This window comes from Vibrio sp. MEBiC08052 (genome assembly GCF_001506075.1).
Lineage (GTDB): Bacteria > Pseudomonadota > Gammaproteobacteria > Enterobacterales > Vibrionaceae > Vibrio.
On record NZ_KQ947475.1, the window covers coordinates 3112131 to 3137692 of the forward strand.

Consider the following 25562-nt stretch of genomic DNA (forward strand, 5'->3'; position numbering starts at 1 on the left):
AAAAGCCTGAGTGTGTTGTTTACCGATTCTTGGTTATCAATACATACTTATTGATAACATTATTTTCATATGAACCAATAATTATACTCAAAAGAGCTCATGAAGCATGCGCAAATTTGGGTTTCTGTCGGTGAATGGTGATTTTTGGAATGGGGGTAACATGAAGACTCGGTTTTTAAAAATGTTTCACCCAATCAAGAAAACCATTCATGGAAGAATGGTTAGGCTTTTCCGGGCAGGACGCCCGTAAAAGCTGGTTCTGGACAACGTGCGATTCAGCCAAACAAAAAAAGATCTTCTGGTGACTCTTGCATCTCTGCAAGAGTTACTGGCGCACTGAGTACCGATGCTTTTGAAATCGAAAAACGCAATTGTGCGTCAAATTTCGGTGCCGGAGGCTGGGCTAATCAAAGTTAAGAATGCACTCAAACCTCTTCTATTCTCTCCCGACAAACCCGCTCTACCAACCCCAGTAACCGCTGCACCTCTGCCACCAAATAATTCAACTCTTCTTCGGTGATTTCGTAGTGGGCTGAATAACGCGCATCAATATACGCCCGTTGCAAACGGCGGAAACTACGACGGTGAAATTTATTGTCCATCGGGAAAATCTCAGCAAAGGCCGGATCAATCTGCACACACAGATTACCAAGTTTCTCGATATTGTGGGATTTCGGTAAGTAGTTAGTACAAGTCAGCAGTGTACAGGCAAAAAGACGCTCCGTTGCCTGATGCAGGTTGAAGGCTGCTTCATTAAGCATCAAGTCATTAAAAGCATGGTGAAACATTCTAATGCTTTCGGTAGCACTTTTTATCCACTGCTCATAATGCTTACGGGCAATCTCCCGTTTTTCTTCCTCAGTCAGATCACCCGGCTCCGCCAGTGGCTTTGGCGTCGCGGCAAATAGCTCAATCCCTTCTTCGCGAATATCTTTAAAGAAATAATGACCCTGTTGTAGTCGATTATTCACTTCGTTTAAATCATGCACAATCAAACCCAATGGTGCCGATTTCACTTTGCGATCAATCTGCTCTTCGGCACGCTGCCAGACCACATAATCTTCAACCAACGCTGCTTTATTGACGATCACCAGAATATCATAATCACTGATATAGCCATTGACCGGATCACTGACCCAATTCCCCTTGGCATGGCTGCCAAACAGGATGATTTTCAGAATACGGAATTCACTTTTACTGCCCGCTTTGCCTTGCAGATAATCGTCTAACGTGTCACGCAAAACCGTTGAGATTATCGCCAGTTCACGCTGTTTATATTCGGGAAGATGGTCGAGGGTTGTTTTCATAATCGTGGCATGAGACTGGTTGTGGATAATGAGGTTAGCATAAAAGAAGGGGCTGACAAAGAACACCACCAACCCTCACTTTGCGCACATTACTGAGAAAAATGCGATTCAATTCAAAGCAATAGTTCTGATTACCCATGTATACGGCAGTGAACATATTTTTCGGTTTAGGGTTCAAATCCCTTGGTTTCTAAGCTGCCTACGCGGCAGTGAACACGATAAAGGACTATCTGTTTGCTGTGCCGAATTTTCTAAGCTGCCTACGCGGCAGTGAACAATAAACAGGGCGAGCCGACATTAAGCTCAAAATTTCTAAGCTGCCTACGCGGCAGTGAACATGATCAAAGGCACGGCGGTTTTTCCTACTACTTTTCTAAGCTGCCTACGCGGCAGTGAACGATTTGTCAAGTAAAAGAGTTTACCTACAATATTTCTAAGCTGCCTACGCGGCAGTGAACCAAATCCGCTATGACAACGGAGAACCGGTTTTTTTCTAAGCTGCCTACGCGGCAGTGAACACGGTGAAGTTAAAACATGGGCGGGGTTCACTTTTTCTAAGCTGCCTACGCGGCAGTGAACAATAAACTTATCACGAAAAACCCTGTCACAGCAAAAGGTTAGTCGAAAAATCCCTTTTTTACCTTGTTAAAAATGCTTGTTTTTAACTTATTGATTTTATGCGTATTTTTTAAGGGTGAAAAATAAAGGGTCTGATGGCGTCAAATTTGGGTGCCGGAGGCTGGGAATATAAAATTGTGACTCTGCGGTTTGGGACGCAATCACTTTCCTCGATTTCATCAACATCTCCGACTGCGCCCCAGGTACTTTTTCATGGCCGAAAAAGTACCCCAAAAGGCCTAGGGGTTGAGTTCAGTGCACCGAATCAGGGACGCTTTTATTCGCTCCTGCTCACGAAAAGCTTAAAATTCTTCCATGAATTTTACCCTGAGATCATCGATCAATTGAGTTTCGTTGATTCAGTGTTTCTCCCCACTCAAATCAGCCACCCGACCAAGAAAACCATTCAAGGAAGAATGGTTAGGCTTTTCCGGGCAGGACGCCCGTAAAAGCTGGTTCTGGATAACGCGTGACTAAGCCAAAACAAAAAGATCTTCTGGTGACTCTTGCATCTTGGCAAGAGTGACTGGCGCACAGAGCACCGATGCCTCTGAAACCGAGGAACAACATGTGCGTCAAATTTAGGAGCCGGAGGCTGAGAAAAATAAACTGTGAGGCAGTGGTCTGGTACGACCACTCGCCAGCAACCCTGATGACACTTACGCTGCACTGACACCGAAAAAACGGTGTCGGGATTATGGTGAGCTGGGCATAGGCAGCGATGCTGGCCGTTTTTGAGGTTCTCTTAGTTAGACAACATCCTCATTTGTTATAATTCGGATTTGTCACCACTTGGACGCAACTGACGCTGAAGACCGAGCAAGAAGTTGCGAAGAACTTGGTCTTTGCATTCTCTGTAATGCTTGTTCTCTGGCTTACGGAAAAATGCGCTAAGTTCATGTTTACTTAAACGAAAGTCTGCCAGTTGCAGAATTTCTAGGATATCCTCAGCTTTCAAGTTCAAAGCGATACGTAACTTTTGGAATATAATATTATGATTTAACTTCTCTTCTCGCTTAGGCTGCTCACCTTCGCGTTTACCGCGCTTAAAATTGATAAAACCGTTTAGAAATACAGCCAACTCTGTGTCGTGAAGCTCAACAAAAGATTCATCGTCTTCTTTTTTCAGCCAACTCGTAACTTGTTCATCTATCACATTCAAATCTGCTAAAGAGAAGATTTCAGTCATTACACTGTCTTTTAGATCAAATGTATAACGCACACGGCGTAAAATATCATTATTGGTCAAAATAGTTCCTAATCTTAGGTAAATCCAGTGCTATCAACGTGATTACTGGAAGACTTGGATTTTATCAGATTTGCGGTCTACACCCTACCAATTGTGCAAATCTGCGAGAGAATCATAACGCAAAGTCAAGATGACTCCACGAAAATGATTCTAATTCTCTTAGTTTTATATAAGTCAGACAACTCTGGGTTATTTGAAAATAATCATATACTTCACCTATAGATTTAAAAAACTTTTCTTCTTCTGCCTCATGGACGGAGTTTTTCAAATTCAAAGCTTTACTAACAAACCGCTGATCACAGAATGACGCGAATACGTCAATTGCCGAATTAAACGCCCGACGACAACCATTACCATCATCAACGCAAAGATAGGCTGAATGACCCATAACAACGGATGGATGCGCGGCGTCAGTTCAAAAGCGTAATGGATGATCGCGGCAACCAGCGCATCAGCGCCAAAGCCTGATACGCTGCCGGCCACAACCGCGATCAGGCCGAATTCAGCCAATACTGTCCACATCAACCGCCGCCGACTCATCCCCAAGGTGCGGTATAGTTGCATTTCTTCATGCCGCTGCATGAGGCTCAGTCTCAGTAACGTATAAATCAGCAGTAAACCGGCAATTACCCCCACCACAGCCAGAATTGAAATGGCATTGATAATCTGGGATAACAAGCCTTGAATTTTTTGGGTCATCTCTCGCAAATCAAGCAGACTCACAGTTGGGTAAGCATGGCCCAATTGCGATAGCTGATGTGATGCATCGGCTCCGAGACGAAAACTCACCATCCAAGTCGCGGGAAGCTGAGCCAGTCGATCTGGCGTGAATATAAAGTAAAAATTAGGCTTCATTTCACGCCATTCCACCTGCCGAATTGAGTTCACCTGAGCCGTAACGGGCTGGCTGTTAATCATGAAGGTTAATTGATCACCAACTTTCACCCCCAGTTCACGCGCGACACTTTCTTCCACCGAAACCCCATTGCTTGACTGCCAGCGCCCCGCAACGATCTGATTATAGGTCGGTAACTGTTCGGCCCAGGTGAAATTAACTTCCCGGCGCAGCACATTACTGGCTTCCCGGCCACCAGCATATTCGATCGCATCGGTACCATTAATCAGCGACAGGCGTCCGCGAATAATCGGAAAGACTGGTGAATGAGTAATATCCAGTTGCTGTAACTGCTGCAGATAATCATCTTTCTCGTGGGTCGCAATATTCAACGCAAAAACATCGGGGGCATTCTCAGGAAACACACTTGACCAGTCCGAGAGTAAATCCGTTCTGACCAACCATAAAGCAGCAAACAACATCAGCGACAAAGACAACGCACCCAACTGAATTCCCGAGGCAAATGGCGTACGATTGACACGTTTCAGTGCCAGTTTGAACGCTGCGTTTAACGGTAACGCCTGTACCCCGCGAAACAGGAGTAGCCCAATCCCTGCGAGCAGTGCAGAAGACAATAAGATCCCTCCCAAGACCAACCAGACCATAAACTGATTGCCCCAGTACAACGCCGCACCCGCCACAGGAAAAAGCCATAATCCCCACAGATAAATATGTTTGCGCTTCACTTGTGTATGATTTTGCAGGCTGGCAACGGCTTCAATATCAACCAACCGATAAAGTGGGATCCCGAGCCCCGGAATCGCAACCAGCAGACAACTGAGCAGTGCCATCACAAATGGAGTTACACCAAGTTCAGGCAATGGTGATGGCAACAACCCAATTAACGGTAACCTTAATAATCGTTCCAACCCGTATCCCAACGGTAATCCCAGCAACAGTGCGATGCCTATGAGCATCGATACTTGAACCATCAGCCAATGCCAAACCCAGCGTTTCGATGCACCGAGACTTTTCAGCATCGCCACCGTCTGGCGACGAGAAGCTACATAATGTTGGCATGTCAGTAACAGCGTCATCGCCGCCATCAATACCACGATGATCACAACCAACGATAAATACTGCTCTGATTTATTGAAAATATCCTGTGTTCCGGAACGCTCTCCGACATCGCGCCATTCATCACTGGGCGTCAATTTCACTTGTTGTTTTAACTGTTGAATGATGTCATCGCGGGCGTTGATAAACAGTTGATATTCAACCCGGCTGCCGACTTGTAGTGCGCCCGTTTCCGGAATCAGAGACTGGTGGATGAATACGTTCGGCATCTGACGGAATGGATTAAAGCTAAATCCCGGTTCTTCGGTAATAGAGCCTGAAACCACATGTTCCATATCACCGATACTGACCCGGTCTCCTATCTTGATCCCGAGATCGGACAATAACTGCGGATCCAGCCAGACTTCATCTGGCGCAACATGAGATTGAATGGAGTGACCGTCAGATAAGCGCAGTGTGCCACGTAGCGGAAACGCTTCATCCACCGCCTTGACAAAGACCAGCTTCATCCCATCTCCGCCAAACAGCATGGTGGAAAACTGGGTCATCTGTGATGTCGTGCCTCCCAACTCCCGGGCTTTGGTTATCAATGCTTCAGGAATCGGATTGGCGCTGGCAAAAACCGTATCCGCCATTAACGCATCTTTACCTTGCTTGGCAATCACCTGATCCATACGTTGGGCAATCGCAGATAGCGCAAAAACACTGGCAATAATCAGCACAAACGCCATGACAACCAGCCACAGCTGTCCCTGTCGAAGCTCCTGCCGACACCATCGCACCAGTGAGCGATTGACCAAATACGATGAATTCATGATTCAATCTCCTCGATCCGCCCTTCACTCATTTGCAACCGACGCTGGCACCGCTGCGCCAGATGATGATCATGGGTTACCAATACCAGTGTGGTACCGAATTCCTCATTGAGCCGAAACAGGAGTTCGATTATCACTGCGGCGGTCTTTTGATCGAGGTTTCCGGTCGGTTCATCCGCGAACAGAATTTTAGGTTGAATCATAAATGCCCGCGCAATGGCGACCCGCTGTTGCTCCCCACCGGAAAGCTGAGCCGGTGTATGATGGAGCCGCTCCCCCAGCCCGACTGCGTTTAACAGCGATGTTGCCCGCACCCGATCTTCGGGTTCTCCGCGAAGCAGGCACGGCAAAGTAACATTATCTAACGCTGACAAACTGGGAATCAGTAAAAAATTCTGAAAAATAAAGCCAACGGATTCACTGCGTATCGCTGCCCGTTGCTCATCGTCGAGTGTATTCAATGACTGCCCAAACAGCGCAACATCACCTGAAGAGGCAATATCCAGCCCGGATAACAGTGCCATCAGGGTCGATTTACCCGCACCGGAAGTCCCGACAATGGCCACGCTTTCTGTTGGATAAATATCAAAATGAGCCTCTTTAACAATTGTCAAATCCTGTTGATTCGTAGACACTGTTTTACTCAGATATTTTGCAGAAATCACAGGTGTGTTCGTCATGCGATGGTTATCCTTTCTTCTGGTTCTGACTTTTTCATTACAGGCTCATAGTGCCCGATTACTGATCGTCGGTGATAGTTTGAGTGCCGGTTATCAAATGTCTGTCGATCAGGCATGGCCGAGTTTACTCCCTCAAGCCTTACAAAAGTACAATCGCTCGGTCACCGTCGTCAACGCCAGTATCTCCGGAGATACAACTGGTAACAGTTTGTCTCGTTTACCACAACTGTTACAGCGACATATGCCAGATTATGTACTGCTCGAACTGGGAGCCAACGACGGGCTCCGCGGCTTCTCACCGCAGATTCCTGAGCAAAATCTGGCCAAAATGATTGATCTCATCACGCAATCCGGCGCACGGGCAATTCTGATGCAGATTCGCATCCCTCCGAACTATGGGCAGCGCTATAGCAAAGCTTTCGCCTCTATCTATCCAAAACTGGCGACGGAAAAACAGGTTCCGCTATTGCCGTTTTTTCTGGAACAGGTCATTCTTCGCCCAGAATGGATGAAATCCGATGGACTCCATCCCAATGAAGATGCACAACCTTGGATTGCCGGATGGATGGCGCAACATCTGCACCCTTTACTTGATCAACCCGCGGCCCCGGACATGCAGTCATGATTCCTAGTTCGGCTTTTACTGCCCTAGCTCAATAAACATCAGACAATTTTGCGTTAATGTAGCTGATGTGTTAACTGAAAAAATCAACACGTTTAAACTGTTCATCATCATGATATGTTTCATCATCATAGGGTAACCGACATGCACATAACCCCAAAGATCAATGGCGTTGTTGCACATAGCGCACATCCTTACGGTTGCGAGCAATCGATTATACAACAAATTCAATATGCTAAGGCCGCAACTCCGATTCAACACGGCCCAAAACGGGTGCTCATCTTAGGTGCATCTTCCGGACTGGGGCTTGCTGCGCGGATCGCACTCACGTTTGGCGGTGCTAAAGCGGACACCATCGGTGTCTCTCTCGATACACCACCGCAAACGAATCACTCCGGTAGTGCTGGTTTCTACAACAACTACTACTTCAAACAGTATGCGCAACGTGAAGGCCGCACTGCGATTAATATTCAGGGGGATGTGTTTTCCCGCCGCACGAAAGAAGCCGTGATCGAAGCAATTGAGACTTACTTTGAAGGTGAAGTTGATCTCATTATTTACAGTGTTGCCTCCGGCAAACGTCGAAAAGCGGAAGGCAGTGATAGCTTCTGGTACTCCGCCATTAAACCGATTGGTCAGTCAATACAGAGTGTCTTACTCGATTTGGGCCATGACCAATGGCACGATGTCATACTTGAACCCGCTTTAGAAGAAGAGATCGACTCGACACTCAAAGTGATGGGCGGAGAAGACTGGGAAGCATGGATCGATGCATTGATTAATTCAGAATCGATTGCTGATGGTTGTCAATCCATTGCGTTCTCTTATATCGGCTCAGCGTTGACCCATCCCATTTATCTGGACGGCACTCTGGGGCGGGCGAAAGTCGATTTACATCAAACCAGTCATTCCCTCAACATGAAGCTCGCTAACTATGGTGGTCATGCTTATGCGGTGGTCTGTCAGGCTTTGCTCACCCGAGCCAGTATATTTATTCCCGGTCTGAGCCCTTATTTGATTGCTTTGAATCAGGCTATGCACGCTTTAGGCGTGAATGAAAACTGCAACAGCCAGATGCAACGCCTGTTCACCACCAAACTGTATGGTCCTGAGACCGTTCCCGTCGATGGCGAGCGACTGATTCGCTTGGATGAGCACGAGCTTTCTCCGGAAGTACAAACCAAAACGCAGCAGTTGTTGGCAGGAATCAATGCCGATAATTTGTCTCAGCTCGATGCTTATCAAACATTCAAAAAAGCATTCATGCGACTGAACGGTTTTCAATGGCCAGCCATTGATGATCACGCACCGATCGATCTCCGGCCTTTTATCAAATTCGCGACAAAAGAATAACGATGATATCGTGCTCACTCTTGATGTTTTTATAGCTTCGAGTATGTGCTCGGAGCTTTTTTTTGCTAGATTATAAGAAGAGTGCTGACTTTCATGAAACAGCTGAGCTCAGGAATATCACAACATGCCAAATAATCACCCGAACCATTTGATCATTCCGGAACACATTCTGGATAACTGGCAAAATATTGTGAATCTCGCTGCTGGGATTCTCTCTTCTCCGACGGTGATGCTGATGCGCTGTCGTGAAGGTATAAACGAGCGAATATGTCATAGTCATCACTCGGGCGCACTCAACCTTGATGAGCTCTGTGCATGTCAACTCCATCAGATTGTTCTCGAATCAGGTCAGCCACTGTGGGTTTCTGATATTGAAGAAGAACCGACCCTATCGACTTATTTACCGGATCCGGTCATGTCCTATGCGGGGTTACCACTGTATTTCCCCAATCAAATACCATTCGGTATGTTGGTGATTATCGATAGCCAGATACACCATTTTCATGAACTTGAATTTCAGTTATTGGAGAACCTTCAGTCCGCGATCGAGTCTCATTTGAAAATATTGACACAGCAATCTGAGATCAACCGACTCAATCACTACATTGAAAACACGCTTTCTCACGATACGGTCGATTATGTCAATCTGACTCAGACACTACATCAAGAAATCGATCGCCGCAAAATCGTCGAACGCCAGTTGCAATATAATAAACGCCACGATCCCAGCACGGGGTTTCTCAACCGCTTCGCACTTGAAGACGAGCTCAAACATCGCTTGGCAAACTGTGCCGCCCGCGGCGAAAAATTTGCAGTGATTCACATCGGTTTCAGCAATGCCCGTCATCTGCAAACCCGCTTTGGTTATCAAGAGTGGGAAAACGTCCTGAAACACTATCATGCACAACTCGAATCGCTGGATCTTGAAGAAATTGAACTGTTAACTGCTCGCCCCAACTCCACCGATCTGGCTCTGATTGTACAATCCTGTCATCTGAAACGGGATGTGGATATGCTATGTGAGAAGTTGGTATTGATGAGCAAAGCCGTCTTTCATATTCATCATCAATCAATTCACTTACATGCTTATATTGGTATTGCCATTTCCGGTGAAGACACCACAGTTACCGAGCTTCTGGAACAAGCTTCCGCAGCGATGATTTCGTGCAAAGACTCCGGTCATTTGTATTACTACCATTCAGAAGCGCTCGCTCAATCTCAACTCCGCCTTCACCAGTTGGAAAACTACCTGCTTCATGCGGTGAGAAATGGCGATCTGATGCTCTATTTTCAGCCTAAAGTCTGTCCGACAACCCGACTGTGGATCGGTGCAGAAGCATTACTACGCTGGCGTCATCCTGTTCTGGGAGAAATCTCCAGTGAAACACTGATTCATCTGGCAGAAAAAAATGGTCTGATATTTGAAGTGGGAAACTTTGTGCTGAAAACAGCAATTGAAAAAGCCAGTCAATGGACTCGCTATCTGAGCGATTTTAAAATTGCGGTCAATGTTTCAGCCAAGCAGTTGCGGGACATTCGCTTTGTCGAGCAAGTCACACAGTTTTTGCAAGCCTACCAACTTCCGGCCCATCATCTGGAAATAGAAGTCACTGAAAGCGGTTTAATCACCGATGAAAAAGTGGCTGGCGATATTCTTCAGATTCTTCATGAACTCGGAGTCACCCTATCACTTGATGACTTCGGTACCGGATATGCGTCATTCAGTTATCTGAAAAAGTTTCCTTTCGATTGTATTAAGATCGATAAAAGCTTTGTGCATTCACTGGAAGAGAGTGAAGAGGACAAAGAAATTGTGCGCTCTATCATTCAAGTCGCCAAAAAACTCAAATTGCAAATCATCATTGAAGGGGTTGAAACAGAAGCACAAGAGCAGTTTATCATCGCGGAAGGTTGTGACTACGGGCAAGGTTTTTTATACGGACGCCCTGTCCCTGCTGATGTGTTTGAAGACAGTTTGGTGCAACAAATGCAGTCTCAGTTACAGCAGATTAATTAACACTATCAGTCAATGCTCAAAAGACATGTGATCACAAACACTCCCCAAAAACAGCCTCACGGCAGTTTGGAATAACGATTGACTGGTGACTTGCAGATTATGTTGAATATCAAAAAGGTGACACCGTCACCTCATATCATTTTGTCCGTAGCCGTCTGACGCAAAATATGCCATGCTTCACACAAGGTCCGGAACCTTTCCGTATCACCATTATCTCGATCCGGATGCCAGCGCAGCGCCAGTTTACGCCATGTTTTCCGGATTTCCGTATCACTGGCATCAACGGGTAATTCGAATAACCGTAACGCTCTGGCTCGATCCATATCAGTCACGTTGTCATCCTGACCAATATATTGCCGATAACGGGTCCAGAATTCATTCAGCAGACGTTTGACTTCACCTTCACTCGCTTCATAATTACTCCAGTCGGTATAATACATACGTAGCGGGTCAGCCTGATCAATGAAATACGCGACATGACTGCTCACCAAACGTAACTCAATATCCATCGCCTCGACCTGAAGCCAGCGCTCGGGATAAAGCATCTCTTGCAGTTGATAGAGTGCATTCATAATCAAAAAGTTGCGTTTGAAGATATCCTTTCCCGGTGATGAATCTAACTCAGGAACATACCCCAATTCATTCAACCGGGCTGAAAGCGTGTGGACTTTCCAGCCCGAGCATTCTCGTTTCAGCACTTCCAAAATAGGCCAAATCAGTGGATTTTCCATCTGTGTATGGAATACCGTTTGTAAGCTCTGATTTCCTGACATTACTGCACTCCTTGAGAGCATTCTCACTGTCGTCTATCGATTGAAGGATACTCGATACAGACTATCCTGTTCTTCCCTACTTTCCTATACCCGCATCGGTATCCGGTCTTCTTTCTGTGACGTGATTGCCAATGCCACGCAACAACCATGGCTTTTACAAATTGCCTTTACAGTGATTACGCTCACCTGCCTCCCAAATACGTCATTCAAACGTCAAGCGGGGACAAGTTGATTTATCCCCGCTCTTCCGGATGCAGTGTCACTGTCTCAATCCAATGAAGGTAAGCCTGAAATCCATCCATCACCGGGATTTGAATAATTTGTGGTATTTCGTACGAATGAACTTCCCGAATCGCCAACTCAACCGCCTGATAGTGACGACTCTGAGTTTTCATCAACAGTAGTATCTCCTGATCAGTACAGATTTCCCCCTCCCAGCGATAATGACTATTGATCGGTAATGTCTGAATACAAGCAACCAGTTGTGCAGACAATAGGCGTGAGACTATCGCCTGACAACCTTCCTGACTGTTGATCGTGGTCAGCACCATACAGAACGGTGTTTCAGTCATCTGACTTATTCCTTTGTCCTCTCATCATGTCCTGATTATAGCCTAGCAACCAAAAACATGACCGAACATCCAACACGATGAGACATCGACCCCATAAAATCATAGTGTATATAAGGTAAATCGCCATTTGTCAGGCAGAAGAAGATAGCCAGAACCTAAAGGGGGAATAGTCATCGGGAAAGAGAAAAGAATAACAAGATAGGACAATCAGTTGAGCAATGTGAGACTAAAGATGCAAAATATCAACCTTACTGAACTATCAATAAGGTTGATATTGATTACTGTTTAGAATGCTGACGCATTACCACCAAGCTTCAAACATGGCACCGAACGTCAATGTATCTAAATTACTTGACTTCATATTGCCCGTTTTAGAATCAAAGCCAATATACTCATTGTCGGCTTTACCGACTGTAGTATAAAAACGTAGCATTGGGTGGGCTGGCACTTGAGAGCCAATCTCAATATTTTGTGAGAGTGTCAGCTTCCACGAACTGTTTCTTGCATTAATATCTTTATAATCAACGACGCTATAACCCGCTTCTATCCATGTTGAATTAATGCTGTCCCAATTATACGTGGGGCGCACAACCACATTATAGTTTGCCCGGTCTTCGTTCCCTGCCACATCCAAGAACTGATATGCTGCCAGATACTCAACGGCGGCTTGATCAGAAATCTTGCTCGCACCGTTAAAACTGACTAACCATGCGCGTTGATCCTTCGTCAACTCAAATACGCTATCTTTGGCATTGTCAGCATAACGGAAAAGGAGATGATGTCCGGCCATCGATAGGTCTGCCGCTAACTGATATGCCTTAGTATTATAATAATCAGGTTTATCTTGTAATTTTTTCGATGCGAAGCCATAGTTGGCATAAAACTCAACCGATGCATCGTCAAAAAGGTTAATACCGTGTAGTTTCGACGTCACCGCATATTTACCGTTATCACCAACCAAATCACTCTGGACCTGACCGACGGCACCGAAATCGAGTTTGACGCCGCCCAGATTCAGATTATAAAAGCCGGCACCTTGTCCATCGTGAGTCATCCAAAAATAGTCATTCAAATTTGTCTGTGGACGTTGATGGAAATTTCGCCCGGCCCATACTTTTAATTCGGGTTGAGAATCGACAAAGTTGGTGACACTCGCATATGCTTTTTTGACTTTGACACCACCGGTTCCGTTTTTCGCCCAAGGTTCGTCAGAATAGTGGTCCAATAACACCACAATATCCCACTGGTCGCCGAGAGCACTGGTGTATCCTTTTGATAAACCAAATTCCCCACCATTATTCTCGTTACCTAATCGACCAGTGGCATTCCCATTCAATGCGCCCGCAGTCTTAACTAACTTTTCGTCCTTATCCTGAAACGCCGCACCATAACGTGCATATCCGGAAAATCTAAAATTATCATCAGCAAAAGCTGAATTCGATATCATGGGTAAACCCACTGCGATACATACAGAAATTAATTTCAATGCTCTCATGTTTATGTCCCTATTTATTGGAATTTAAAACAACATAAATTATTTTTTATAGATGTTTTTCTAATATCACCACTGAATAAAAATACGAATGAAGTAATTTAAAAATCCTCCTTAATTAAAATATCTACAGAGCAATACATGGTTCACTTGCTTTATAATCTTTTCTCGGTTTTGTCACGGCCACATTAGCGAATGAAAATTCAAGGTTATTCATTTGGTCCCAGACACCACTAACATGAAATGCTTTCTTAACCGAACTCAGGTTGGCCGTCGGAATCATCGAGGAGACAAGCATCTGGCATCGATACCATTTGTCGTCTGCCGGCAACAAACTACTATTCAGTGAGAAAAATGTATTGTTGTCTTCCGTCTGACCGTCCATCCGGGCCTGAATGCTTCCCGAATCCCCATAACTTTTCACTTTCATATCGACGGTAATGACATCCGTATTGTGGGCAGAGAAATCACTCTTAGAATCATCAGCGCCTAAGAACACCCCACCATTCTGACTAAACGATACGGTGATGATATTGTTGGCCTGATTAACATTACTAGAGAAACTATTCAGTGGATAAGCCTTGCTCAAATCTTGTGCCTGAGTAACATCACCTGAATAAAATAATGCGGTGTCCCCTGTAACTAAATCAGGAGCATTATTGACAATACTGGTTGATGCGTTGTCACTACATGTATCCGGATCTAAAACTGGGGTTTTATCGGTTGATGACCGATAGAAAATGTCGGTAATCTCATAATTAAATGCTTCTTTTATATCAAGATGGAATGGATTTTTCACCTGACTCAAATCAACAGCTTTCGCCCCATCAAAGGGTTTCAGGCACTGAACCGGAACGGCCAGCGTTTGCCAGTTACGGTTATCCGCCAACTTACCGGACAGCACAAGGCTGCTTCTGACCGGCCACTCATTATCAATCGATAACGTAATTGCAGATGGTGGGGTGCTTTGCGGCCGAATATTAAACTCAATGTAACCCGATTTATATTGGCTCAAATCTATTGCAGATGCCGCCTGCATCATAAATATACTACTGCCAGACCCTGACACCTGAACATCAACTGTATTGTCGACTAATACAGCCTCAATACTGGCCAGACTCGCTTTGCTGGTCGTCACGGCCGCAACGTTCCAGCTATCTTTTTCAGATTGAATCCAAGGTGATATATCACTACCAGAACTGGTACTTAATAGTGCTAAACCATTACTATCACCACTCTTCTTGCTCACATCGATATGATCAATATTTTTTTCAAAATTACACCCAGCAATAATCATCGGGGTGATCGATATAATTAGGGATTTAAATTTTATTTTTTTCATCATTTTCAAACGCTCTTAAATAAATATGAATTAGATTTATATTAAACCTACTTCCTTGAGTTAATATTAAATCAGTTTCCTATAGCGTTGACGTTGTATATTCTGATATTGCTTTTCTATTAAACTTATTTCTTATTATTAATAATAATTAATTTATTATTGTTTATTATTTGTTCTTCATTGTTTTGACTAATAAATTATATTTCGTATTGACGGACCGAATATGAGGTATTGATAAAGGTCCGCGGCGCGGGGGAATGCGCTGCGGAAACCTGATAAAAAATTAATATATGTTAATATTTGACCACTTATTCAATAGCAGTAATGATATGTGCGATTGAAATAAAACAGTGATCAATCATAACGGTTTACTCTGACATATCCATATTTAGCATAGGCTGGACGGCCATCATAACGACTCGGTGGGAAATTAGGGTTCGCACTAATCCAGTTATTCATAAATAGTTGCATATAACTTGAAACACGTTGATTAACACGTCTAACCGTTACCCAAGAATTGTTATAGCGACTAAATACTTCCCATGTTACACCATTCGCATCAACGGTAAATGCATATTTTTCCATACTCCAAATAGACATTCCATACTGGCCTAGATCAATATCTAATGGGAATTGTTGGCCTCCGATCCATACATTGGTATGGAGTAAATTAGTTCCACCCATTAACTCAATATCAACTTCATAGTGACTGGATGTTCCTGCCTGACCGGTGTAAGTGAAAAAGGAGCTGATTGTACCGGGTACAGATCCGGCTTGCATTTCAACTTCGTATCGACCGCGGCGGTAATACTGCGTTGTTCTCACTTCTCCACAACTCTTGTAACTCCCTTCATTCTTCGCATGCAAGATTAAAGCACCTGACTCTTGCCATACGTTTTTAGCAGCCCATGTACAGTCAAACTCACTGCCGCCATTTTTCCAGCCGTCTGATACAGACCAATTCAAACCGCTCCAACCGAGCGCAAAACTGGAAGATACAAATAAGATATTTAAAAAAACTACCTGAAAAACCAATCGGATCGTTGTCATCACGTTAAACCTCATATTTTTTGTTGTGGCAGATGTATTTTGATGCTTACACATAAAAATGCATAGGCACCAAACCTCTTTGCTTCTCGGAACCGTGAATTGACTTTAATGACATTTATAAAAATTTGTCTATAACTAGATTTGAAAACTGGATTTCAAATATCCACAAAAAATAAAAATGAAGGTGTTAGTCACAATTTATTCATCATCCATGAAATGTTTCTTTTCATTAATTATGATGGATTAACCAATATGAAAAAACAAAAAAAACAATAAGCTTCACAATTTAAAAACTAACACTTGCATTATTATTTTAACTGTCGTTTTATCAATAAAATCGAATGTCTCGATTCTGAATACTATCTAACCCAAATTATCAAGGGAAGGCAACCATACAGAAAAAATTTATTTATTTAACAATAAATATCTACCTGTATTATTTAAAAATAAAGAGGTTAAAATGAATCAAAAGCGGTTAACTATCGTGACTATTATTAGTTGCGGTGTTATTGGATTGAGTGGTTGTTCGGTGAAGCAAGCTTCATCTGATAATCATCCCAGTGTCCATTCAGAAAACTTACTCACCAATGGCCATTTTTCTCAAGGAACAGAGGGATGGTGGGCCGCAGGCGCAACGCTGAAATCAAGTGATCAGATGGGATGTATTACCTTCGATAAAAAAGGTGCCAATCCTTGGGATGTCATTTTAGGCCAGTCCGGCCTCGCGCTGAAAAAGGGAGAAGTTTACCAAATTCAATTTCAGGCGAAGGCATATCAACCGATCAAGGTAAAAACGTTGGTTCAGCATGATGGCGCACCCTACACCAGCTACTTCCTCAAAGACACAGCATTAAATCAGGAGCTGAAGTCATTCCATTATTCATTCAAACCCTCAGCCAATGATGATAAGGTGCAGCTTCAGTTTCAAATGGGGACTGCAAATCCGACCACCGTTTGTGTCAAAGATATTTCACTATCCGGTCCGAAATATACCAAGAAAGCCAATCTCTCGAAAGTTCAAGTCAACCAAGTCGGCTACTTCGTCAATGGCCCGAAACGTGCTGTAATTGCCACGCCAAAAACATCACCTTTAACGTGGCAACTGTTTGACGCCAACAATCATGAGATTGCTCAAGGGAAAACCACACCGTTTGGCCTCAATAAAGCGTCCGGTGAAAATGTTCAAATTATCGATTTTAGTGATGTTCACCAATCTGTCAGCCAAGCAGTACTTGAAGTTGACGGGCAGCGTAGCCATCCCTTTGCGATTGATAACTCGATTTACCGGAAAATGAAATATGATGCACTGTCTTTCTTCTACCAACAGCGCAGCGGCATTGATATTTTACCCGAGTACGTCCAGCGCAAAGATCTGGCTCGCCCGGCCGGACATCTCCCGGAGATTGTCACCTGTTTCAATCAAACCGATGCCAAAGGAAATCAGTGGCCGGGATGTGATTTTTCTTTAGATGTCACCGGCGGATGGTATGACGCAGGGGATCAAGGCAAATACGTGGTCAACGGGGGAATCTCAGTCTGGACATTAATGAACTACTACGAACGAGAAAAACTCGCCCATCCGAAACAAGCCAGTGCGTTTGCTGACGGCCAAGTGAAAATCCCAGAAAATCACAACAAATACAATGATTTGCTAGATGAATCCAGATGGATGATGAGTTTTATGATGGCGATGCAAGCCCCTGAACATTCAAAAGTCTGGGTGCCGATTGGTGACCAATCTAAGCAACAGAATCATCTGAAACTGACACAAATTGATGCCGGCGGCATGGTGTTCCACAAAGTTGCGGATGATGCATGGACCGGTATGCCACTGCCACCGCACAAAGATCCGAGAAAACGTTTCTTAAGCTACCCGACGACGGCCGCAACCCTTAACCTAGCGGCAACCGCTGCCCAATGTGCACGTGTCTGGAAAGACTCAGATCCAACTTTTGCCAAACAGTGCCTTGTTTCAGCAGAAAAAGCCTGGAAAGCAGCCAACTTGCATAAAAATGTTTTTGCTTATGACAACTTTGTCGGCTCCGGCCCATATGATGACACTCAATTAGGTGATGAATTCTACTGGGCAGCTGCTGAATTATTTACCACCACAGGTAAAAAAGAGTATCGAGATGCCCTCCAGTCTTCACCTTACTATCTGACCACACCAAAAGGTGATGCCAATGCGACCGGCGATCTCTATTGGCAAGGTGTGAGCACAGCGGGAACATTAACGCTGGCACTCGTACCGAATCAGTTACCTCAGGCAGACAAAGCAAAAGCACGGGCGAATGTGATTCACACCGCAGATATGTACCTGCGTGCCATCGCGAAAGAAGGTTATCACATTCCCGACAGTGCGACCGAGTACACATGGGGGTCGAATTCTAATTTCATGAATCGGAGTATCTTCTTAGGCATCGCTTATGATTTTACCCATGATCCGAAATACGCTGAAGCAGTCATTGATGCAATGGACTATATTTTAGGTCGCAATCCGCTTGATCAGTCTTATGTGTCTGGTTATGGCAGCCGTCCTCTGATGAATCCTCACCATCGTTTCTGGGCGCATTCAATCGACAGTAATTCACCACTCGTCCCACCCGGTGTGATGTCAGGTGGTCCAAACTCGATCAATTTCAGTGATCCGGTTGCATCATCAATGAAAGGGAAATGTATCGGACAAACGTGTTGGAAAGATGACATCGGTGCATGGACGCTGAATGAAGTGACCGTTAACTGGAATGCACCATTCTTCTGGACGGCTAGCTTTCTTGATGATGTTCAAGCACATTAACGATTAGTTTTCACAGAACTGCTCATTTACAAGGCCGGAAATAAATTCTATTTTCGGCCTTTTTCATGAATCACCCATTGTCATTGATAACGAGATTTGGTGGACTCTCGGGTAATTAAACTGATGGGTGGCACTCTTACAACTTCTGTTTCGTCACTTAACAGTTTTAAAACACTGCGCGCACTAATCGCACCCAATTCATCTAAGGGCTGCCGTAAGGTCGTCAATGAAGGAGTAAAGTAAGGTGATATGGGGAGATCATCAAAACCGATCACAGAAACATCATCCGGCACTTTAAACCCATTCTCATTCAGTGCCCGAATAACACCATAGGCCGTTAAATCATTGGCGGCAAAAACGGCTGAAAAATATGCTTTGGACTCAATTAGTTCCACCATTTTCTCATATCCGGTCTTGATGCTAAAATCACCCTCTAATACGAGTTTCTCTTTGAATCCGATACCGGCCTCATCCAGTGCCTTTTTATATCCTTCAAACCGTGAAATCGCATCATCGTGATCCGCTAATCCTTTGATATGAGCAATATTTACATGACCTAACTGGATTAAATGCAGCGTCGCTAAATATCCGCCCATCGTATTATCCAGAGAAATCGACTTAATTTTTTCACCTTCAATATTGTATCCTACCGCAACCACAGGGATTTTTTCTGAGCACTTCTGGATCAATTTTTTATCAACATTGCCGGAGATGATGATAATCGCATCAACATTACTTTTAAGCAGATAATCTAAAGAATGTGAGATCAACGTTGCCTGCCAGCTATTGACGGAAATCAGAATTGAATACCCATGTTCCGCCAGTACCTTTTCCATATCAATGAGCAGACTACTGGTATATGGGCTATCGGGGTTTTGCACCAACACGCCAATCGTCATCGAACGTGTTTTTTCGAGTCGATCGACATGAATATGAGGTTTATACCCTAATGCCCGAATCGCTTCTTCTATTTTGGCAGTCTTGTCATTGGAAACATAAGACGTTCGGTTAAAGTACCGGGAAACGGTACTGGGGGATACATTCGCAAGCTTCGCTACTTCGTAAGCGGTAGGTGCCATGTTCTTATTAGTCTTATCCATAATCAACCTATTTAATAATATTTATCTACTCACACTAAACACTTTTAGCATAAGTCATACACTCAAGTCACCTTAAGGTGTGCAGGATTCAACATATATTCAACTTACTGCATTTAAGGGATATTCCGGGTGGAATATCCCTTAAAGTCACTTGAGGATGTAAATAAGTGAAGAATAAATAAGGGTTGTGTTTCATCAACCCTTATTATATGACGGCAGGATTAACGATAAATATAAGAAAAAATCATCCCCGGTCTAAAATAACGACCTGCGGTATATTTCATACTTTGTCTGATGAGCCACGTATAAAGTGTTTCAACCTGTGTCTCATTTAACCCCTGCTCGGCACACCCACGCATGAATTCCGCTTTCTCAGCACGGAGGGTCGGATTAACACGCCCGTCTTCAAGCATCGCATTAACCGATTTTAAAGACTGTAGACATTGAGTTGCCTCGGCCTCATTCAGCGCCAGTAAAGTTTGTAAATCACCGACGGTCACTCGGGCAGACCCATTGAACCCTTCCGGTGCTGCGAACGGAATTTTGGCTGAGTGATACAGCGTATTGTAAACGGTCTTCAGTAACGTTTCGGCTTGTTCGTATTTCCCGGCTAATTTTAGCGCACTCGCAACACTAAACTGGACACCACCCCAGACATCCTGAGCCTGGAAAGCATCATGCGGTGCACCGTCAGCAAGGGTCATATTGGCAACGCCCAAGTGAGGACTGTTTTTCAGGTAATTTGTTTTGTATATAAAATCGAGTGTCCGGTTGACTCGCTCTGAACGAAACAGCCCATCCATCCCAATCAGTTTCAAATAGGTATCGGCAACCAACGCATCACCGAAACTATTATCCGAATCCATCGCCATAACTTGATATTCTTGGCTAAATGCCAGCGGAGCAACCGTTAAAAGCTGCTGTTTCTTATGCAATCGCTGTTCAAACCGAGACTGTTCACTGTGTTGATCGACGTGATTGAGATAGTTATTCAAGATCCGGGCATCGGCCATACGGTCGCCCGACAGCGTCAGTCCTAACTGTTTAAGTGGCTGGTAGTCGTGACCAGTCAAGTGTTTCACTTGAATCGGGGTTGCAGAGAAGTGGTAATAGCCTTTCTGCTCATCCCACAAACTCTGTTCTAACGTTGCAAATGCAGCATCCGCGCGTTGTTGATATTCACTTGAGAGTTTTTGTTCTCCCATCATTTGGGCTAATTGACTCGCAACCCGAAGCCCTGCGACCCATAAACTCGCACAATAAATAGCGACACCATGTGAAGAAAGATTATCAAATGTATCATCGGTTCCGTGCACCAACGGCAGTGTGTCACCGGCTTCGATCAAAGAAGACAAATAATTGATACTTTCTTGCACCGCAGGCCAGCAAGCCTCAAGGACCGCGTGATTACCGGTCTCCTGATAATGACGGTAGACCATTAAAATAAATTTAGGTGCAAGGTCTTTCCATTCTTTCACATTATGCCAGCTATAAGCATCCGGCCGGATATCAAAAGGGCTGCCTAAATCATGAATCACAGCACCGTAAACAGCACGGACACCCAAATATTTATCGTCGCTCACATCAGCAAAAGGTCGCTCGGCATATTCCCAATAACGCCGAGGTGTCTCATCTTCAGACAAGATAGCCTGCGCAAATGCTTCCATGACTTTGCCATCTAAGCGTGGCAACAAATAAAGAATCGCAAAAGAACCATAGAAGTAGACGTCCAACGAATTGAAGAACGGATAATCCACGCATTCTTTGACTAAAAACCTGTCATGACAATCCCAAACCGTTGACTCTGCGAGAAATGACAAGGTATTCATCGCCATGGTGGAAAAACTGACCGCGGTTTCCCGCGCTTTCATCTGTTGAGCAACCGTGTCATAGAGTGCAATTTGCTGGCGGATGATGCGCTCTTCAATTGACTCAAGTTGAGAGAGCATTTCTGTTGCCATCCGTATGGCTCTGTCACGCGCCGGAAAAAAACGGCTGTAAGCCTTTTCGGAATGCCAGTCATCCAGCCAAATTTTACTGTGATCCATCACTTGTAAAAATCTTAAATCCAGCGATTCACCGGGCTGTAATTCGACTTGCACAACTACTAAGGCCGACAGCGACTCCCGCCCCGTGTAGGTACCACAGTCAAAATAGCGATTGGTGCGCCCGATATTCAATGCAGCCACTAACGCCTCATCCAACTGCGAATCATACAGGGTCGGTTTGACGGTAATCGTCACTTTACCCGAATCGAGATCCGCATGATTCACCACGACTCCGTATAAAACTTCACCTTCAATATCAGAATGGTATGGCGAATCACTGGTTAAACTCACGCCGATAAACTGTTGCTGTTCATCGCTGATTGTTGCGATGTGGTGCTGCTGTTGAATCGCATTGCGCACCAGTGAACATGATGAGTCCTGAACGCCTTGCCGGCTTTTCTGGTAGGTTGAACCAATCAGGTTGTCAAAAGGCTGCACTAACGTGATTAGCTTGGTTACTCCACAACGGTTTTCTAGATGATAGTGATTCCAGTGCAGTGGGAGTGAACACAGTTTTTCATCCCCTTTGACGATCGGGGATACTACTTTGCGACGAACTTTCACATCATCAAAACACGTGTATTCATACTGCGCCATCGGGTATAACGCTTGATAATGGATGTCTTCTGATTTCACCACGTCAATATCAGCGGTTCGATGAGATGCCAGCGATGATACCTCGGCTGATGCATTGACTAGCAACCCATTAAAAAACTCCATCGCCACCCAGAGTTGGGTTTCCAGCGCCTGAGGCGCTTGATGAATTAAATGCTGTGTTTTCTCGGTAAATTCAATCTGCCAACGTTCAAATCGCTCCTGATTCTCTAGGTAGAAATTTAAACCGCACAGACCCTGTTTAATTCTTGCCAACGTGTTCTGTTCATCATCAATTTCAAGCTCAACACCGGCAAAAGTCACGGGATAGAATGTCAGAAATCGTCCTAAATCTTCGAGATGACGAATTCGGATATTATCAACATCCAGATCATCCATGACCGAAATATAAAAATCATTAAAATTAATCTGTTCTTGTGAACAATCAATATAAATTCCGGGAATAAAACTGAAATTAGGTGTCTCGCCTTTTGGGGTCAGCGTAAATGTCGAACCAATGCCACCGACAGCCATGCCGGTATTTTCTGGCATGGTAGAGACTGGTGTATACCACGGCTGAAGAAATTCAACCGCGTCGCCTTGACTACAGAGTTCACTCGCAAGCCCACAATAACTTGTATAGGGTATTTTGTTATTCATCATTCATATCCATCGTAATTTAATATTCCACACGATTGAAAAATAGTGATTATGTGTTTTGAGATGGAAGGGCACTCCGATGTGCCCTTTATTTATCATTCGCCTAATATCATTGACCTAAAGTAATCTCGATATGATGCACACCGTCGGTAAATATCGGTGCCTTGTTTCCTTGAATCACCACACCATCGACCCGCATCTCTGACACGCCCCGGCTAACTTGGTGCGGATTGGCAACATGAATCTGGTAAACCGCTCCGCGGAATTTACGCTGTACGGAAAATTCAGGCCAATCACTGGGAATACAAGGATCCACGATCAAACCATCAATTTCAGGCCGGACACCCAAGATCCACTGCGTACCGGCGACGTATGTCCATGATGAAGTACCGGATAGCCATGCATTACGACCTAAACCAAATTGTGGATGCTCGTCTCCCAATATATTTTGCGGATAACAGTAAGGCTCAGACTCAAAAATCTCGACCTGATCATTCTTAGAAGCCGGATTAATTTGTCGGTAATATTGGTAGGCACGATCACCGTTGCCGACTTTCGTTTCGGCAATCATCATCCATGGGTTCGCGTGCAAGAAGATACCGCCATTCTCTTTCGCTCCGGGCGGATACGTAGAAACCCCACCCAGTTCGGGCGAAAATCCGTTATATCCGGGGGTCGAGAGCTTAATGCCATTCGCGGTGTTTAATTTGGTATAGACGGCATCCAAAGCTTGTGTAGCCCGCTCAGACGTTGCAAACCCTGAAATCACCGGCCAGCTTTGTCCATTGGTATAGATCTGTCCCTGGGCATTGGTATGCGATCCAATCGGTGCGCCTTTTTCATCAAAGTAACGAACGAACCATTCCCCGTCCCAGCCGTGTTGATTGACGATGTGCTGCATCTGTTCATATTGGCTTTGATAGTGCTGTGCGAGCGAAACCTCACCACGCAGTTGACACAAATCGAGCATATCCAATAACGCTTTACCGTACATATTGGCGACCATCAACGACTCGGCCCCCGTCGGCAAATTCACCGTGTCATTCCAGTCGGCAAATCCCAGTAGCGGTAAACCATGTTGACCGGTATGCGTTTCCGTAAATCGGACGGCCCGGCATAAATGATCCCAGACAGTCCCTGATTCAATCGGCTTACCCTGTTTATCTTTTTGATAATAAGGAATCTCTTGGTTGAGAAAATCCGCATTGCCCGTTTCTTTGATGTATTGAGTCACTGCATAGATAATCCACAGGTGATCATCGCCGTAGTAATTCGGGCGGTCTTCTTCTTCACGCGAGTCACCGGCATTGGCTTCCATTGTCGAAGGGAAGAACTGGTGCATAGCGGAACCATTGGTATTTTGCACCGAGAGTAACCGTTCGATAAATTCGCGAGCTTCTTCAGGCATGTGGGTCATCACACCGAGAATATCTTGCGATGAATCGCGGAATCCGATCCCTCGCGCACCATAACCGAGTTGATACAGTGATAAATAGCGCGACCAGTTTTTGGTGGTATGACACTGACGCGGGTTGTGCACATTCAGCATTGAGTTCATGGCTGCATCAGGTGTGGTGACTTGAATCGCCGATAAGTAGTCATCCCAGAACTCACTCAGCGCGGCAAAAGCCTGATCAACCACCTGATGATCGCGATATTTATCTAACATTGGCTGTGCAGCATCAAGGCTCGCCATTTGGGTCAACTGCACCACAGTACGCTCGGTTTGCTGAGGTGTCAGCCAGCCTAAACGTAAATTCAGCGCGCCAATATTATCTCCACGTAAGCATTCGCTGTTGGTCAGTTCAGCACCATTGAGTGCTTCTGGAGCTGCCCAGCTCCCATACCCGCGATTACCCAGAAACTTCTGGCGATCACCGTCAAATGACGTCGCTGGCCGATCAGCAGTCAATAAGTTCACCGCGTAGTCTCGTTTCATGAACGCATACTGTTCCAAAACGGTATGGCCCTGCGCTTGCTGATGCGCTTTCAGGATCATGGTCTGAGGCACCCAATCGGCATTGACCAGTTGCTTTAATGCATCAAAGTGGGTGAATTCAACTACGGGAATGACATCCACATGCAAATCAGCACCGGAAATATTAGTCACTTTAATATTTTGTAGTAAGACCGGGTCTTGTTTCGGTACAAAAAAGGTGCACTCACAGCGCACACCATAAGCTTCGGCAATAATGGTGGTGTAAGACAGCCCGGTATGATTTTCAAATTTATCCAACGGCTTCAACGTCGGTGTATAAAATGGTGAGAAAATCGTGACGTCCCCGTCTTGATTGCGAACTTTTAAATATAACGTCGAGCCTTTAAAGTCGGCATTTGGCATCTGGGCAATATATTTGGTAATTCGATTGAGTGCGGGATCGCCTTTACACAGCAAAATACCGCCGTTACTATCCACTAAACCACCAAAATTTAACGTTCCCACATAATTACACCATTTGATTGGTGTACATGGTGTTGTGGCAACATATTCTTTATTGTTATCGTCAAAATATCCGAATTTCATTATGACTATCCCTAGCTTCCTTTATTGATAAAGGAAG

At 44.7% G+C, this 25562-nt stretch carries 17 protein-coding genes and 1 CRISPR repeat array; of the genes, 5 read left to right on the top strand and 12 right to left on the bottom strand.

Annotated elements, in window-relative coordinates; genetic code table 11:
* Nucleotides 1-425: 425 nt before the first annotated feature.
* Entirely contained in the window at nucleotides 426-1307 is an 882-nt protein-coding gene (locus VRK_RS13570; protein ID WP_157371918.1) for a HEPN domain-containing protein, read from the bottom strand.
* A 187-nt stretch (nucleotides 1308-1494) separates the two neighbouring features.
* A CRISPR array of direct repeats spans nucleotides 1495-1886; the repeat unit is 28 nt; unit sequence TTTCTAAGCTGCCTACGCGGCAGTGAAC.
* Between the two features lie 134 nt (nucleotides 1887-2020).
* Here VRK_RS13570 and VRK_RS13575 point away from each other — a divergent pair.
* Complete coding sequence (locus tag VRK_RS13575) at nucleotides 2021-2374, top strand: hypothetical protein (protein WP_059121862.1); 354 nt, start codon at nucleotides 2021-2023, stop codon at nucleotides 2372-2374.
* 320 nt (nucleotides 2375-2694) lie between these two features.
* Here VRK_RS13575 and VRK_RS13580 read toward each other — a convergent pair whose 3' ends face one another.
* The 3 genes from VRK_RS13580 to VRK_RS13590 all read right to left on the bottom strand — a co-directional run bounded on the left by VRK_RS13580 (nucleotide 2695) and on the right by VRK_RS13590 (nucleotide 6581).
* Entirely contained in the window at nucleotides 2695-3174 is a 480-nt protein-coding gene (locus VRK_RS13580; RefSeq protein ID WP_059121863.1) for a YehS family protein, read from the bottom strand.
* Nucleotides 3175-3444: 270 nt separating this feature from the next.
* Nucleotides 3445-5901, bottom strand: coding sequence for an ABC transporter permease (locus VRK_RS13585; RefSeq protein ID WP_059121864.1), 2457 nt, complete (start codon nucleotides 5899-5901; stop codon nucleotides 3445-3447).
* Entirely contained in the window at nucleotides 5898-6581 is a 684-nt protein-coding gene (locus VRK_RS13590; RefSeq protein ID WP_059121865.1) for an ABC transporter ATP-binding protein, read from the bottom strand. The genes VRK_RS13585 and VRK_RS13590 overlap by 4 nt, the downstream gene beginning before the upstream one ends.
* On the opposite strand from VRK_RS13590, the gene tesA reads away from it, so the two are divergent.
* The 3 genes from tesA to VRK_RS13605 all read left to right on the top strand — a co-directional run bounded on the left by tesA (nucleotide 6580) and on the right by VRK_RS13605 (nucleotide 10573).
* Nucleotides 6580-7206 carry a multifunctional acyl-CoA thioesterase I/protease I/lysophospholipase L1 gene (gene tesA / locus VRK_RS13595; RefSeq protein ID WP_059121866.1) on the top strand — a complete coding sequence of 209 codons (627 nt, stop codon included), beginning with the start codon at nucleotides 6580-6582 and terminating at the stop codon, nucleotides 7204-7206. The two genes, VRK_RS13590 and tesA, sit on opposite strands and share 2 nt — an antisense overlap.
* Nucleotides 7207-7347: 141 nt before the next feature.
* Nucleotides 7348-8556 carry a trans-2-enoyl-CoA reductase family protein gene (locus VRK_RS13600; RefSeq protein ID WP_059121867.1) on the top strand — a complete coding sequence of 403 codons (1209 nt, stop codon included), beginning with the start codon at nucleotides 7348-7350 and terminating at the stop codon, nucleotides 8554-8556.
* 124 nt (nucleotides 8557-8680) lie between these two features.
* Nucleotides 8681-10573 (top strand): sensor domain-containing phosphodiesterase, encoded by a 1893-nt coding sequence (locus VRK_RS13605; RefSeq protein WP_059121868.1) that lies wholly within the window; start codon nucleotides 8681-8683, stop codon nucleotides 10571-10573.
* 131 nt (nucleotides 10574-10704) lie between these two features.
* On the opposite strand, the gene VRK_RS13610 is transcribed toward VRK_RS13605, so the two are convergent.
* The 5 genes from VRK_RS13610 to VRK_RS13630 form a co-directional block, all read right to left on the bottom strand.
* The gene (locus VRK_RS13610) at nucleotides 10705-11346 is read right to left on the bottom strand and encodes a DNA-J related domain-containing protein (protein WP_059121869.1); all 642 of its coding nucleotides are present in this window, start codon (nucleotides 11344-11346) and stop codon (nucleotides 10705-10707) included.
* 233 nt (nucleotides 11347-11579) lie between these two features.
* The gene (gene cutA, locus VRK_RS13615) at nucleotides 11580-11918 is read right to left on the bottom strand and encodes a divalent-cation tolerance protein CutA (protein ID WP_059121870.1); all 339 of its coding nucleotides are present in this window, start codon (nucleotides 11916-11918) and stop codon (nucleotides 11580-11582) included.
* 301 nt (nucleotides 11919-12219) lie between these two features.
* Complete coding sequence (locus VRK_RS13620; RefSeq protein ID WP_059121871.1) at nucleotides 12220-13413, bottom strand: carbohydrate porin; 1194 nt, start codon at nucleotides 13411-13413, stop codon at nucleotides 12220-12222.
* A gap of 124 nt (nucleotides 13414-13537) precedes the next feature.
* The gene (locus tag VRK_RS13625; protein ID WP_059121872.1) at nucleotides 13538-14755 is read right to left on the bottom strand and encodes a putative glycoside hydrolase; all 1218 of its coding nucleotides are present in this window, start codon (nucleotides 14753-14755) and stop codon (nucleotides 13538-13540) included.
* Between the two features lie 351 nt (nucleotides 14756-15106).
* A complete protein-coding gene (locus VRK_RS13630) occupies nucleotides 15107-15802 on the bottom strand; it encodes a family 16 glycosylhydrolase (protein ID WP_059121873.1) in 696 nt (231 codons plus the stop codon).
* Nucleotides 15803-16262: 460 nt separating this feature from the next.
* Between VRK_RS13630 and VRK_RS13635 the strand changes: the two genes are divergently transcribed.
* On the top strand, nucleotides 16263-18599 hold the full coding sequence (locus tag VRK_RS13635) for a glycoside hydrolase family 9 protein (protein ID WP_082671385.1): 2337 nt from the start codon (nucleotides 16263-16265) through the stop codon (nucleotides 18597-18599).
* Nucleotides 18600-18679: 80 nt separating this feature from the next.
* Here the strand turns inward: VRK_RS13635 and VRK_RS13640 are convergent, their stop codons facing one another.
* From VRK_RS13640 to VRK_RS13650, 3 genes are all read right to left on the bottom strand, one after another.
* Nucleotides 18680-19699 carry a LacI family DNA-binding transcriptional regulator gene (locus VRK_RS13640; protein WP_059121874.1) on the bottom strand — a complete coding sequence of 340 codons (1020 nt, stop codon included), beginning with the start codon at nucleotides 19697-19699 and terminating at the stop codon, nucleotides 18680-18682.
* 221 nt (nucleotides 19700-19920) lie between these two features.
* Nucleotides 19921-23004, bottom strand: a complete 3084-nt coding sequence (locus VRK_RS13645) for a GH116 family glycosyl hydrolase (RefSeq protein WP_231735778.1) — start codon at nucleotides 23002-23004, stop codon at nucleotides 19921-19923.
* A 106-nt stretch (nucleotides 23005-23110) separates the two neighbouring features.
* A complete protein-coding gene (locus VRK_RS13650) occupies nucleotides 23111-25525 on the bottom strand; it encodes a glycoside hydrolase family 94 protein (RefSeq protein ID WP_059121876.1) in 2415 nt (804 codons plus the stop codon).
* Between the last annotated feature and the right edge of the window lie 37 nt (nucleotides 25526-25562).

Coding starts and splice junctions, on each gene's coding strand:
- VRK_RS13570 (WP_157371918.1), bottom strand. CDS start 1,307: ATGAAAACAACCCTCGACCATCTTCCCGAATATAAACAGCGTGAACTG.
- VRK_RS13575 (WP_059121862.1), top strand. CDS start 2,021: ATGGCGTCAAATTTGGGTGCCGGAGGCTGGGAATATAAAATTGTGACT.
- VRK_RS13585 (WP_059121864.1), bottom strand. CDS start 5,901: ATGAATTCATCGTATTTGGTCAATCGCTCACTGGTGCGATGGTGTCGG.
- tesA (WP_059121866.1), top strand. CDS start 6,580: ATGCGATGGTTATCCTTTCTTCTGGTTCTGACTTTTTCATTACAGGCT.
- VRK_RS13590 (WP_059121865.1), bottom strand. CDS start 6,581: ATGACGAACACACCTGTGATTTCTGCAAAATATCTGAGTAAAACAGTG.
- VRK_RS13600 (WP_059121867.1), top strand. CDS start 7,348: ATGCACATAACCCCAAAGATCAATGGCGTTGTTGCACATAGCGCACAT.
- VRK_RS13605 (WP_059121868.1), top strand. CDS start 8,681: ATGCCAAATAATCACCCGAACCATTTGATCATTCCGGAACACATTCTG.
- VRK_RS13610 (WP_059121869.1), bottom strand. CDS start 11,346: ATGTCAGGAAATCAGAGCTTACAAACGGTATTCCATACACAGATGGAA.
- cutA (WP_059121870.1), bottom strand. CDS start 11,918: ATGACTGAAACACCGTTCTGTATGGTGCTGACCACGATCAACAGTCAG.
- VRK_RS13620 (WP_059121871.1), bottom strand. CDS start 13,413: ATGAGAGCATTGAAATTAATTTCTGTATGTATCGCAGTGGGTTTACCC.
- VRK_RS13625 (WP_059121872.1), bottom strand. CDS start 14,755: ATGATGAAAAAAATAAAATTTAAATCCCTAATTATATCGATCACCCCG.
- VRK_RS13630 (WP_059121873.1), bottom strand. CDS start 15,802: ATGACAACGATCCGATTGGTTTTTCAGGTAGTTTTTTTAAATATCTTA.
- VRK_RS13635 (WP_082671385.1), top strand. CDS start 16,263: ATGAATCAAAAGCGGTTAACTATCGTGACTATTATTAGTTGCGGTGTT.
- VRK_RS13640 (WP_059121874.1), bottom strand. CDS start 19,699: ATGGATAAGACTAATAAGAACATGGCACCTACCGCTTACGAAGTAGCG.
- VRK_RS13645 (WP_231735778.1), bottom strand. CDS start 23,004: ATGATGAATAACAAAATACCCTATACAAGTTATTGTGGGCTTGCGAGT.
- VRK_RS13650 (WP_059121876.1), bottom strand. CDS start 25,525: ATGAAATTCGGATATTTTGACGATAACAATAAAGAATATGTTGCCACA.